The organism is Streptomyces hilarionis, assembly GCF_024539675.1.
Taxonomy (GTDB): Bacteria; Actinomycetota; Actinomycetes; order Streptomycetales; family Streptomycetaceae; genus Streptomyces; species Streptomyces hilarionis.
In genome coordinates this window covers 1-12173 of record NZ_JAHHIT010000214.1, presented here as the reverse complement: position 1 = coordinate 12173, position 12173 = coordinate 1, and the positions used below count along the sequence as shown (strand labels likewise).

Annotated in this window: 11 protein-coding genes, 1 pseudogene and 1 riboswitch; of the genes and pseudogenes, 5 read left to right on the top strand and 7 right to left on the bottom strand. The window is 74.8% G+C overall.

The annotated features are described in order from the left end of the window. Positions 1–65 precede the first annotated feature (65 nt). The 4 genes from KMS84_RS35135 to KMS84_RS35120 form a co-directional block, all read right to left on the bottom strand. A complete protein-coding gene (locus KMS84_RS35135; protein ID WP_438819022.1) occupies positions 66–539 on the bottom strand; it encodes a family 43 glycosylhydrolase in 474 nt (157 codons plus the stop codon). 112 nt (positions 540–651) lie between these two features. Then, positions 652–2874 carry a catalase/peroxidase HPI gene (gene katG / locus KMS84_RS35130; protein ID WP_256920587.1) on the bottom strand — a complete coding sequence of 741 codons (2223 nt, stop codon included), beginning with the start codon at positions 2872–2874 and terminating at the stop codon, positions 652–654. 67 nt (positions 2875–2941) lie between these two features. After that, entirely contained in the window at positions 2942–3379 is a 438-nt protein-coding gene (locus KMS84_RS35125; RefSeq protein WP_256920586.1) for a Fur family transcriptional regulator, read from the bottom strand. Between the two features lie 91 nt (positions 3380–3470). Further along, positions 3471–4754, bottom strand: a complete 1284-nt coding sequence (locus KMS84_RS35120) for a cysteine desulfurase-like protein (protein WP_256920585.1) — start codon at positions 4752–4754, stop codon at positions 3471–3473. 133 nt (positions 4755–4887) lie between these two features. After that, positions 4888–5047: riboswitch (cobalamin riboswitch) on the top strand. Between the two features lie 36 nt (positions 5048–5083). Here KMS84_RS35120 and KMS84_RS35115 point away from each other — a divergent pair. Both KMS84_RS35115 and KMS84_RS35110 read left to right on the top strand, forming a co-directional pair. Beyond that, a complete protein-coding gene (locus KMS84_RS35115) occupies positions 5084–5305 on the top strand; it encodes a CbtB domain-containing protein (RefSeq protein WP_256920584.1) in 222 nt (73 codons plus the stop codon). A gap of 19 nt (positions 5306–5324) precedes the next feature. Next, positions 5325–6089: a CbtA family protein gene (locus tag KMS84_RS35110; protein WP_256920583.1), complete on the top strand. Its 765-nt coding sequence runs from the start codon at positions 5325–5327 to the stop codon at positions 6087–6089. A 135-nt stretch (positions 6090–6224) separates the two neighbouring features. On the opposite strand, the gene KMS84_RS35105 is transcribed toward KMS84_RS35110, so the two are convergent. After that, complete coding sequence (locus KMS84_RS35105) at positions 6225–6857, bottom strand: histidine phosphatase family protein (protein ID WP_256920582.1); 633 nt, start codon at positions 6855–6857, stop codon at positions 6225–6227. A gap of 308 nt (positions 6858–7165) precedes the next feature. On the opposite strand from KMS84_RS35105, the gene KMS84_RS35100 reads away from it, so the two are divergent. Further along, positions 7166–7948, top strand: a complete 783-nt coding sequence (locus tag KMS84_RS35100; RefSeq protein WP_256920581.1) for a cobalt-precorrin-6A reductase — start codon at positions 7166–7168, stop codon at positions 7946–7948. Between the two features lie 148 nt (positions 7949–8096). Here KMS84_RS35100 and KMS84_RS35095 read toward each other — a convergent pair whose 3' ends face one another. After that, complete coding sequence (locus tag KMS84_RS35095) at positions 8097–8729, bottom strand: precorrin-8X methylmutase (protein WP_256920589.1); 633 nt, start codon at positions 8727–8729, stop codon at positions 8097–8099. A gap of 360 nt (positions 8730–9089) precedes the next feature. Then, positions 9090–10244 (bottom strand): aromatic acid exporter family protein, encoded by a 1155-nt coding sequence (locus KMS84_RS35090; RefSeq protein WP_256920580.1) that lies wholly within the window; start codon positions 10242–10244, stop codon positions 9090–9092. Between the two features lie 422 nt (positions 10245–10666). Between KMS84_RS35090 and KMS84_RS35085 the strand changes: the two genes are divergently transcribed. Further along, a complete protein-coding gene (locus tag KMS84_RS35085) occupies positions 10667–11629 on the top strand; it encodes a Rieske (2Fe-2S) protein (protein ID WP_256920588.1) in 963 nt (320 codons plus the stop codon). A 183-nt stretch (positions 11630–11812) separates the two neighbouring features. Then, positions 11813–12173, top strand: a pseudogene (locus KMS84_RS41040) (DUF1360 domain-containing protein); the annotation flags it as partial.

Sequence of the window (12173 nt, the reverse complement as noted above, 5' to 3'; positions counted from 1 at the left end):
CTCCTCGGGGGAGGGGGTGGGGGGTCAGGTGGTGGGCACGAGGCGCCCCTGCCGGCAGGTGTTGTTCAGCCAGGTCCACTGGTGGACTTCTGGGCGCGCGTGGTGCGCCCGATGCCCGAGCCGCCGCCCACCGAGGAGTCGGCGTGGCGGACGATCCGGTTCTCGGCGCCGTCGGGCGAGGTGAAGAAACCGTCGTGGCCCGGTCCGTGGACGCCGTTGGCGTCGCTGCGCTGGAAGACGGGTGTCCGCTTCTTGGTCCAGGACGCCGGCTTGAGCGGGTCGCAGCCGGTCGGTTCCAGCAGGCCGAGCTTGTGGTCCGCGGCCTGGCGGTGGCTCGCGGAGAACGTGCGGAACGTGCGTCCGCCGCCGTGGAGCGGCTCGGGACCCTCGTCGACCGGCGCGCCCGCAGACGAGCACGGATCTGCGGCGGTGAATCCGGGGCATGCGGGACCGTCCCTCGTCCATGAAGCAGCCTGCGCGCCATGTTCGTCACCTCGAACATGGTTCGTGACTTCGGCCAGAAGATAGGGGCCGTGCATGTCCTCGTCAATGGTTCCGACGGTCCGGCGACGCGCCGGGGCGCTCGGCCCGGTCGGTGGACCGGGCCGAGCGCCCCGGGTGTCAGGTGCTCGTCGTGCGGGTGTCGCGGGATCAGACCAGGTCGAACCGGTCCAGGTTGGAGACCTTGACCCAGGCGGCGACGAAGTCGTTGACGAACTTCTCCTTCGCGTCGTCGCTCGCGTAGACCTCGGCGAGGGCGCGCAGCTCGGAGTTCGAGCCGAAGACCAGGTCGGCGCGGGTGCCGGTCCACTTGACCTCGCCCGTGGCGGCGTCGCGGCCCTCGAAGAGGGTCTGGTCCGAGGAGGTCGACGACCAGGTGGTGCCCAGGTCGAGCAGGTTGACGAAGAAGTCGTTCGTCAGCGTGCCGGGGGTGTCGGTGAAGACGCCGTGCGAGGACTGGGCGTGGTTGGCGCCCAGCACGCGCAGGCCGCCGACCAGGACCGTCGTCTCGGGCGCGCTCAGGTTCAGCAGGTTCGCCCTGTCGAGCAGCAGGAACTCGGCCGGCAGGCGGTTGCCCTTGCCGACGTAGTTGCGGAACCCGTCGGCGGTCGGCTCGAGCGCGGCGAACGACTCGACGTCCGTCTGCTCCTGCGAGGCGTCCACGCGGCCCGGCGTGAAGGGGACCTCCACGGCGTGGCCGGCGTCCTTGGCGGCCTTCTCGACGGCGGCGGCGCCGCCGAGGACGATCAGGTCGGCCAGCGAGACCTTCTTCGCGCCGGAGTTGAACTCGGCCCGGACGTTCTCCAGGACGCGCAGGACCTGCGCCAGCTCGTCGGGGTTGTTGACCTCCCAGCCGCGCTGCGGCTCCAGGCGGATGCGGGCGCCGTTGGCGCCGCCGCGCTTGTCGCTGCCGCGGAAGGAGGACGCCGACGCCCACGCCGTGGACACCAGCTGGGAGACGGTCAGCCCCGAGTCGAGGAGCCTGGCCTTGAGGGCCGCGATGTCCTCGGCGCCGATGACCTCGCCCTCGGCCTGCGGCAGCGGGTCCTGCCACAGCAGCGTCTCCGCCGGGACCTCCGGGCCGAGGTACAGGGACTTCGGGCCCAGGTCGCGGTGGGTCAGCTTGTACCAGGCGCGGGCGAAGGCGTCCGCGAACTGGTCGGGGTTCTCGTGGAAGCGGCGCGAGATCTGCTCGTAGACCGGGTCGAAGCGCAGCGCCAGGTCGGTCGTGAGCATCGTCGGGGCGTGGCGCTTGGCCGGGTCGTGCGCGTCGGGGACGGTGCCCGCGCCCGCGCCGTCCTTGGCGACCCACTGCTTGGCGCCGGCCGGGCTCTCGGTCAGCTCCCACTCGAAGCCGAACAGGTTGTCGAAGAAGCCGTTGCTCCACTGGGTCGGCGTGGAGGTCCAGGTGACCTCCAGACCGCTGGTGATGGTGTCGCCGCCCTTGCCGGTGCCGAAGCTGCTCTTCCAGCCGAGGCCCTGCTCGGCCAGCGAGGCGGCCTCGGGGTCGTCGCCGACGTGGTCCGCCGGGCCCGCGCCGTGCGTCTTGCCGAAGGTGTGACCGCCCGCGATGAGGGCGACCGTCTCCTCGTCGTTCATCGCCATCCGACGGAACGTCTCACGGATGTCGCGGGCCGAGGCCAGCGGGTCCGGGTTGCCGTTGGGGCCCTCGGGGTTGACGTAGATGAGGCCCATCTGGACGGCGCCGAGCGGGTTCTCCAGCTCGCGGTCGCCGCTGTAGCGCCGGTCGTCCAGCCAGGTGGTCTCGGGACCCCAGTAGACGTCCTCCTCCGCCTCCCAGACGTCCTCGCGGCCGCCGGCGAAGCCGAAGGTGGCGAAGCCCATCTGCTCCAGCGCGACGTTGCCCGTGAGGATCATGAGGTCGGCCCACGAGATGGACTGGCCGTACTTCTTCTTGACCGGCCACAGCAGACGGCGGGCCTTGTCCAGGTTGGCGTTGTCCGGCCAGCTGTTCAGCGGGGCGAAGCGCTGCTGACCGGCGCCGGCGCCGCCGCGGCCGTCGCTGATGCGGTAGGTGCCCGCGCTGTGCCAGGCCATGCGGATCATCAGCGGGCCGTAGTTGCCGAAGTCGGCGGGCCACCAGTCCTGCGAGGTGGTGAGCACCTCGGCGATGTCCTGCTTCACGGCGGCCAGGTCGAGCGCCTCGAACGCCGCGGCGTAGTCGAAGTCCTCGCCCAGCGGGTTCGCCACGGCCGGGTTCTTCGCGAGGATCTTCAGGTTGAGCCGCTCCGGCCACCACTGGCGGTTGCCGCCGCCCTGGGTCGGGTGCAGGGCGCGGTCGTGTGCGACCGGGCAGCCACCTGCCTCCGACGCCTTCTGTTCGGTCACGATCGCGTCATGGTTCTCGGTCATGGGGGAATCCTTCTGGACTGGTCGGATCACATGCTCACGAAACCGCAGGTCAAGCCGCTGCGGGTGGTCAGGTACTGCGGGCGGGCGAACAGGCGGGGCACAGGCCCCAGTAGATGACCTCGGCCTCGTCTATGGCGAAGCCGCGGTCGTCGACGGCGGTGAGACAGGGGGCGTGGCCGACCGCGCAGTCGACGTCGGCGACGACGCCGCACGAGCGGCACACGAGGTGGTGGTGGTTGTCCCCCACGCGCCCCTCGAACCGGGCCGGGCTGCCCGGCGGCTCCAGGCGGCGCACCAGGCCGGCCGAGGTCAGCGCGTGCAGCGCTTCGTACACGGCCTGCACGGAGATGTGGCCCACGCGGCCGCGCACGCCGGAGGCGATCGCCTCGACGTCCAGGTGGTCGCCTTCGCGGACGGTCTCGAGCAGCGCGACCCGGGCGGCCGTCACCCGCAGGCCGGCACCGCGCAGCTCTTCGGCGGTGGTCGGAGTACGGGGGGCTGTCATGCCGTCGAACCTACGGCATAAACACGAACCATTCAAGAAAACGAACGGTACAAGTCTGGAGAACGCCGTGCGTCGCGGCGCACCGAACCGTTCAGACGGCCGTGCGCAGGAAGGAGGACAGCCCGTCGAGGAGCCGGTCGACGTCCTCCGCGTCGTTGTAGGGCGCGAGTCCCACCCGCAGCGACGGGTCCGGCAGCTTCAGCGCCGCGAACACCTCGTGGGCGTAGAAGGAGCCGGCCGGCGCCACCACCCCGCGCGCCGCCAGGTGCGCCTGCGCCTCCCGGGCGTCCCGGCCCTCCAGGGTCATCAGCAGGGTGGGGGTGCGCTCCGGCGCCTTCGAGTGGACGGTGACGGCGTCGCCCAGCGCGCGCAGTCCGTCCTCCGTCCTCGCGCGCAGCGCGGTCTCGTGCGCGTGCAGGGAGCGCAGCGAGCGCCTGAGACGCTCCCTGCGGGAGACGCCCGGGACGCCCTGCCCCGCGCTCTCCCGCAGGCCCGCGGGCCCGGCCGCGTCCGCGCCGTCGTGCCCCTCCTCGCCGTCCGGGTCCATCGCGGCCAGGAAGTCCACGGCGGCGGTGGCGCCCGCCAGGACCTCGTAGGGGAGGGTCCCGAACTCGAAACGCTCCGGCACGGTGTCCGCGGACGGCACCAGCTTGTCCGGCGCGAGCGTCCCGAGGAGGTCGGGCGACCCGGCGAGCACGCCGCAGTGCGGTCCGAGGAACTTGTACGGCGAGCAGACGAACAGGTCGGCGCCCAGCGCCGGCACGTCCACGAGCCGGTGGGCGGCGTAGTGCACCCCGTCCACGTGGACCAGCGCGCCGACCTCGTGGGCCCGGTCGGCGATCAGCCGCACGGGCGGCAGAGAGCCCAGCACGTTGGAGGCCGCCGTCACGGCGACCAGCCGGGTCCGGGGCGACAGCGCGCGCTCGTAGGAGTCGAGGTCGAGCCCGGCCGTCGCGGGGTCGATCTCGATCCAGCGGACGGCGACGCCGGCGCGCTGCGCCGCCTGGATCCACGGCCGCACGTTCGCGTCGTGGTCCAGCCGGCTCAGGACGATCTCGTCGCCCGCCCGCCAGGTCTTGGCGAGGTGCCGCGAGAAGTCGTAGGTGAGCTGCGTGGCGCTGCGCCCGTGCACCACACCGCTCGCCGGCACCCCCAGCAGATCCGCGTAGGCGGCCCGGAACTCGGCGACGGTCCGCTCGGCGTTGCGCTCGGAGACGCTGACCGTGCCGCGGTTGGACAGCGGCCCGGTCATGGTCCGGGCGATCGCCTCGGCGACCGGCGCGGGCGTCTGCGTCCCGCCCGGTCCGTCGAAGAAGGCGAACCCGTGCGCGAGGGAGGGGAACCGGGACCGGAGGGCGACGACGTCTATGGCCATGGCCCCGACTCTGGCACCGGCCGTCCGGACCCACCAGTGGGCCCCGCCGCGCGGCGGCAGCCGGTCCGCCGGCGGCGGGTGATCCGGGCCACCCGGAGCCTGCGAGCGCCGTCACGCCAGGTGGTGCGGTATTGGCCATGGACGCGACACACGGTACCGTCGCTCTGATATCGACGACGGAAGTCACGGAAGCCGGTGGGAATCCGGCACGGTCGCGCCACTGTGATCGGTGCGCCGCCCTGAAGAGGGCGCGCATCGCGAGTCAGACCCGGGGCCGTCGTCCTGTGCACCACCGAGATGGGACGCGAACTCCCAGAGGAGGCCCTGCCATGGCGCAGCATGTCGCCCAGCCGACCGCCACCAGCCCTGTCGTACCCGCCAAGCTGCCGCTGAAGGACATCGCCCCCTGGGCCGTCTTCTTCGGCGTCCTGATGCTGGTCCTGCTCTACTTCGTCGGCGCCGAGCAGGGGGCCACGTCCGTGCTCTCCGGCGAGGGCGTCCACGAGTGGGTGCACGACGCCCGTCACCTGCTCGGCTTCCCCTGCCACTGACGAGGGGCGCCGCACCCGCATGAATTCCGCAACGGTCAGAAACCTGCTCGTCCGGGGCATGCTCGCCGGCCTGGGGGCCGGCGTGCTCGCCCTGGTCGTGGCGTACTTCCTCGGTGAGCCGAACGTCGACGGGGCGATCGGCTTCGAGGAGTCCCACGCCCCGGCGCACGAGCACGAGGTCGAACTCGTCTCCCGCAGCCTTCAGTCCACCGCCGGTCTGGCCACCGGCGTCCTGGTCTACGGGGTGGCCTTCGGCGGCATCGCCGCCCTGGCCTACTGCTTCGCCCTGGGCCGCGTCGGACGCTTCGGCCCCCGGGCCACGGCGCTGCTGCTCTCCGGTGCCGCCCTGCTCACCGTGTACGTCGTGCCGTTCCTCAAGTACCCGGCCAACCCGCCGGCCGTGGGCGACCACGACACCATCGCCAAGCGCACCACCCTCTACTTCCTGATGACGGTGCTCGGCGTGCTGCTCGCGATCGGCGCGGTCATCGTCGGCAAGCGGCTCGCGCCGAGACTCGGCGCGTGGAACGCCACGGTGGTCTCCGTCGTCGGCTTCGTCCTCGTGATCGGGCTGGCCTACGGGTTCCTGCCCTCCGTCAACGAGGTGCCGGCGGACTTCCCGGCCACGCTGCTGTGGCGGTTCCGTCTCTCCTCGCTCGCCATGCAGGCGACGATGTGGGCGGCCTTCGGCCTCGTCTTCGGCGAACTGGCCGAGCGGCTGCTGAACCCCCGCCCGGCGACACAGCCCGCCGGCACGAAGACGACGGCCGCCGCCCCGAACTGACCTCGCCGCGAGGCGAGTCGACCGCGGTCGGCACGAGGAGAGGGCCCGCGGACCGTCCGGGGGCCCTTTCGCGACGCCGGACGGCGACGCCGTCCGGGCCCTCGACGCCCTCCCCGCCGCCCCCGTGACACGACGTCACGAACCCTCGGCAGAGGCCTCGTCCGCCTGCGGGGGGTGTCCGAGCCGCAGGTTCCAGCGGCCGCCGCGCCCGCTGACCGAGGTCGCCGTGAGCGGGGGCACGTCGAGCCGCCAGAACGCCGTCACGGGAGCCCCCAGCACATGGACGACCGCCGCCCGCACGATCTCCGGCTCCACCATGGCGAGGATGCGGCCCTCCTGCCGCGACGACTCCAGCCAGCGGGCCACCCGCGCGCACAGGGCCTCGACGGACTCCCCGCCGTGCGGGGCGGATCCGGGGTCGGCCAGCCAGCGCGCCACCGCCTCCGGCTCGGCGGCGCCCACCTCGGCGAGCGTCAGCCCCCGCCAGCGCCCCACGTCCAGCGCGGCCAACTCCGGCATTTCCACCGGCTCGACCGGCGCGACCGGCGCGGACCCGCCCGAGGGAGCGGGGCCGAGGCCCAGTGCGGCGGCCGTCTCCCGGCAGCGCACGGTGGGGGACGTCACGACGCGCGCGGCCGCGGGCAACGCGCCCGCCGCGGCACGGGCCAGGGCCGCCCCGGCGGCGTCGATCGGGCCTCCGTCGTCGAAACGGGCCTGCCGCAGCGACGCGTTCATGGCGGGCGAGACGAAGGTGACACGGCTCGTCACGTGATGCTCCTCGGCGGGCGTGCGGGTCGCGGGCTACCGGCCGCGGCGTCGTGGCCGGCGGCCGGCCGGCGCCTCGCCGGCCCGGCGGTCCCGTCGCCGCACGTCAACGCGCCTGCGCGAGTGCGTACATGGGGGCGTGCGGGGGGAGCGACCGGCGTCGGCAAGCTACCACAGGCGTGTCCCGCGCCCGGCCGGGCGGGCCGTGCGTGCCTGCCCGGGACGCCCCGGCCCCGGACGCCGTCCCGGAGGCGGGTGTGCTTGAGTGGGCGCGCTCGCCCCCACCGCCGCTCACGATCGGACCCGGACCCGTGCACGTACTGATCCTCGGCGGGACCGCGGAGGCCCGTCGGCTCGCCGAGCTGCTGCACGGCACGCCGGACCTGACCGTGACCAGCTCGCTGGCCGGGCGGGTGACCGCTCCCCGGCTTCCCGCGGGCGAGGTGCGCGTGGGCGGGTTCGGCGGGGTCGAGGGGCTCCTGACGTGGGTGCGCGACCACGCGGCCGACGTGATCGTCGACGCGACCCACCCCTTCGCCGGGACGATCGGCTTCCACGCGGCCGAGGCCGCCGCCCTCGCGGGGATCCCGCTGCTCGCGCTGCGCCGGCCCGGCTGGACACCCGTCGAGGGCGACCGCTGGCACGAGGTGGACTCGTCCGCCGAGGCGGCCGCGTCGCTTCCCGCGCTCGGCCGCCGGGTCTTCCTCACCACCGGCCGGACGGGGCTGGCGGCCTTCGCGGGTCTGGACGGCCTGTGGTTCCTGGTCCGGTCGGTCGAAGCGCCCGAGCCGCCCTTTCCGTCCGCCATGGAAGTGCTGCTCGACCGGGGGCCCTTCACCCTCGACGGGGAGCGCGAGCTGCTGCGCCGCCACCGCGTCGACGTCCTCGTGACCAAGGACAGCGGGGGCGCGGCGACCGCGCCGAAGCTGACCGCGGCCCGGGAGGCGGGGCTGCCCGTGGTCGTGGTGCGCAGACCGCCGGCGCCGCCGGACGTCCCCGTCGTGCCGGACCCGCACGACGCCGTCCGCTGGATCCGCGCGCACCAGGGCCGCGGCCGTTGCGGGCCGGAGCGGTTTCCGCCGACGCCTCGGTGACCCGGGCGGCCGGGACCCCGCCCGGCCCGGAGCCTGCCCGGCCCGGAGTCTTCCCGGCTCTCGGCCCCGCCCGTTCGCACGGCGTCATGACGCCGTGCGCCACCCGGCCGCGCGTTTCCGCGGCGGCCGGCTCAGGCCGTCGAGCCGCTCACTCCTCCTCGCTGGCGAGCGCGTTCACCGCTGCCGCGGCCATGGCGCTGCCGCCCCGGCGCCCGCGCACCGCGAGGTACTCCAGCCCGTACGGGTTGGCGATCAGGGCCTCCTTGGACTCGGCCGCCCCGACGAACCCGACCGGCACGCCGATCACCGCGGCCGGCCGGGGCGCGCCCTCCGCGATCATCTCCAGGAGACGGAACAGGGCGGTCGGCGCGTTGCCGACGGCGACGACCGAACCCTCCAGCCGGTCGCGCCACAGCTCCAGAGCGGCGGCGCTGCGCGTGGTGCCGAGCCGTGCCGCGAGCTCCGCGACGCCCGGCTCGGACAGGGTGCACACCACGTCGTTGTCGGCGGGCAGCCGCTTGCGGGTCACGCCGCTGGCCACCATCCGGACGTCGGTGAAGACGGGCGCCCCCGCCCGCAGCGCCTCCCGGGCGCGGGCCACCACGCCGGGCGTGCCGACGAGGTCGCGGACGAGATCGACCATTCCGCAGGCGTGGATAATCCGGACCGCCACCCGGCCGACGTCGGCGGGGAGGCCCGCGAGGTCGGCCTCCGCACGGATGGTGGCGAAGGACTGGCGGTAGATCTCCGCGCCGTCCTTCTCGTAGTCATAGCTGGTCACGGTGCTCGTCTCGCTGCTCGGGGTGGTCGCACGGCCCGGGCGGGAGCGGTCGGCGCGGCCGCCGGACGTGGCTGCCGTGGACATGGCGGCGAGCATACCGACCCGTCTCCCGGACACGGCCCGCGGTCCGGGGCCGCCGACACGGCGGGGTGGTCAATGGGCTGGTCGACGGGCTGGTCCTGGGGCTTCCCGCGGGTCGACGGCGGCAGACGACAGGTCGTGCGAGGCCCGGGTTCCGCCGGGACCCGCCCGCGAGCCAGGGCTCCTTCGAGAACCGCGGCTCGGGCTGCGGCGGGGGCGGTGGCCCGGAGGGGCGGCGGCTGAGCGTGCGTCGGGCCGGGGCGCCGAGGGGCGCACGCGTCAGTCCTGGGCGAGCAGATCGGCCAGTCGGTGTGCCTGGGCCAGCAGGGTTCCGTAGGTCACCAGCGCGTCGGGGTCGTCGGGCACGGCCCCCGGCAGCCCCCGGCGGAAGTCGTCGAGCGTGTGCTGCAACTCGGCGACCGCCTCGCGCAGCTCGTCCGCGGCCGCGTCGTCGTGGCCGTTCGGGACGCCCGGTGCGGCCAGCGTCCGCCCGTAGAGCCGGACCGCCCGCGCGGTGTGCCGCAGGAACTCGGCGTAGGCCATGGTGAGCTCCGGGGCCGGCCGGGTCGCCCGCCCGCTCTCCGTGATCTCCCGCACGGTCCGGGTCACGCCCGCCGTGTGCAGGGCCACGTAGTCGAGCACGTTCAGCGCGTCGGAGTACGCCTCCTCGCCCGGCAGGTGCGGCCGGACGCGGCGCCCCCGGGGATTGCCGCGCATGCTCTCGCGGCCCCAGCCGATGGCCGAACGGGCCTGGTCGACCAGGCGGCCCAGGCGCAGGGCGCGCTCGTGCCATTCCCCGACGGGCAGACCGTCCCACTCGCCGCCGGCGAGGCCGTCGGCCACGGCGTCGAGGATCTCCTGCGCCTCGTCGGCCGCGTCCTCCAGCGCGGCGCGGGCGTCGCGCAGGTACACCGGGGGCCGGATCAGCACGTTGACGGCGACGCCGACCACCGCGCCGAACACCGCCTCCGCGATGCGCGCGGCCGACGCGGCCACCGTCACGGGGCCGCTGGTCAGCACGAACAGCGCACCGGTCGCGGCGTAGACGCCCTGGCTTCCCAGGCGCCGCCACTGTCCCAGCAGCAGCACGGCGGGGAGCACCAGGGCCATCGTGATCATCGTGCTGTTCAGCAGCAGCGCCACCGCCGTCGCGACCGCCGTCCCCACCGCGATCGCCGCGAGCTGCTGCAATCCGTGCGCGATCGACCGGTACACCGTCGACTCCACCAGCACGACCGCGACCCACGGCGCCACGAACGCCATCGGCGCGGCGAGCCACCAGCCCACGACCGCCCACGCCAGCCACGCGGCCAGCGCCGCCTTGCTCGCCTGCACCACCAGGTCCCGCTCGCGGCCCGGTCCTGCCCAGGCCCGCCGCACCGCCGGCACGACCGCGCCGACGACGCGCCCGACCGGCCGGGTCGCCTTTCCCATGTACTCCATGACAAGCAAGTGCCACAGGAGAGGCGCTCCGCACCTGCCGAACTCGACTTCGTTTCCGCACGGCGCCTGCGATGTCCCGGAGCGCCCGGGACGCTCACGTCGCCCTTCTCCCTGGCCGCGGTGGCCTCCGAGGCCCCGACGCCCGGCGGGGCAGCGCCTCGCCTCGGTCACCGATCAGCCCGTAGCCGCCGGGCGTGCCCGTGACCGCCCCCGGCGAGGTGATCACCGAAGAGATCCTGGACCACCTGCGCGGCGGCGTCGACCACGGCGTCCTGATCCCGGACGCGGCCGACCCGTCGGTGCGCTCGCCGCGAGGGGTGCGACGGCCGCCGGTCCGTGGGACGTGCCCGCCCGTCCGCGGGAAGCGCCCGCCGGGTCGTTTGCCCCGGTTTCCGAGGGGGACCCGGCTGCCCATGAGCCCTACGTCTCCTCGCCCCCGGACAGGACAGAACCGGATCCTGCGGCTGCTGGACCGCCTCGAACGGGATTCCCGGGCGGACGCGGTGATCGACGCCCTCGCCGCACGGGTGCGCGCCGTGCCGCTGGGGCGCGGCCGGGACGTGCTGCACGGCACGTGGCTCGGCCATCCGGTGCACCCCCTGCTGGTACAGGTGCCGGTAGGCAGCTGGCTGTCCGCGGCGGTGCTCGACCTGGTGCCCGGCCGTTCGCGCGGCGCCGACGCCCTGGTGGGCCTCGGACTGGCGGCGGCCACGCCGGCCGCCCTGACCGGCGCGGCCGACTGGGCGGAACTGCACCACGAGCAGCAGCGCGTCGGACTCGTGCACGCGGTGGCCAACACGACGGCCGTCGGCCTCTACGCGGCCTCCCTCGCCTGCCGGCTGCGCGGACGCGCGGCGGCGGGGCGGACCCTCGGGTTCCTGGGGCTGACGGCCGTGGGCGTGGGCGGCATGCTGGGCGGTCATCTGGCCTATCGCCAGGCCTCCGGCGCCAACCACGCGGAGGAGGTCGCGCACCTCGTGGGCGAGGGCTGGCACCGCGTCGGAGGGGCCGCCGACTTCCCCGTCGGGCGGGCCGTCCGGCGCATGGTGGACGACGTGCCGATCGTGGTGGTGCACCAGCCGGACGGGGAGATCCACGCGCTGGCCGACCGGTGCAGCCATCTGGCCGGGCCCCTGTCCGAGGGCGCGATCGCGGACGGGTGCGTCGAATGCCCCTGGCACGGCAGCGTGTTCCGCCTCTCGGACGGCTGGAACGTGCGCGGTCCGGCCACCGCGCCCCAGCCCGCCTTCGACACCCGGATGGTGGACGGGCACCTGGAGGTCCGCCTGCGCCGGCACGACCGGGAGGACCGGCGGCACGACCGGGAGGACCGGCGGGACGGCGGGAAGCGGCAGGGCGACGGGGACGGGGAGTGACGCCTCAGAGGAACGGCGACCGGCGACCGTCTCGCCCGCGGCCCGCACGGGTCCCGCGCCGGACCGAGCGGGACTGCTCGGCGGGGCGGGAGCGGCCGCTCAAGGAGTACCTCGCGGCCGTAACCGGCTTCGGGGCCTTACACCTCGGCGTGGGCGACGGCGGTCCGGCTGCTGGGGCGGCCGGTGCCCGAGCGGCCCGCGCCCCGGGACGTGGCCCTGACGTCGGTGGCGGCCTTCCGGCTCGGCCGGTTGCCGAGCAAGGCGTCGGTGACCAGCCCCCTGCGGGCTCCCCTCACGCGCCACGTCGGTCCGCGGGGTCCGGCCGAACTGCACGAGGAGGCCCGCTCCGGCACCGGCGAGGACGGCGTCGGTGAGCTGCTGACCTGACCGTTCTGTCCGCGCGTGTGGGTGGGCTCGACCCTGACCGCCGGCCGGCTCGGCCGGCCGAGGGCCACCCGCACCGCCATCGGCGCGCCCGCGGCCCTGGCCGGAGCCGACGCCCTGGAACCGTCCTACGGGGCGCTGGTGGCCAGGGCGTCGGCTC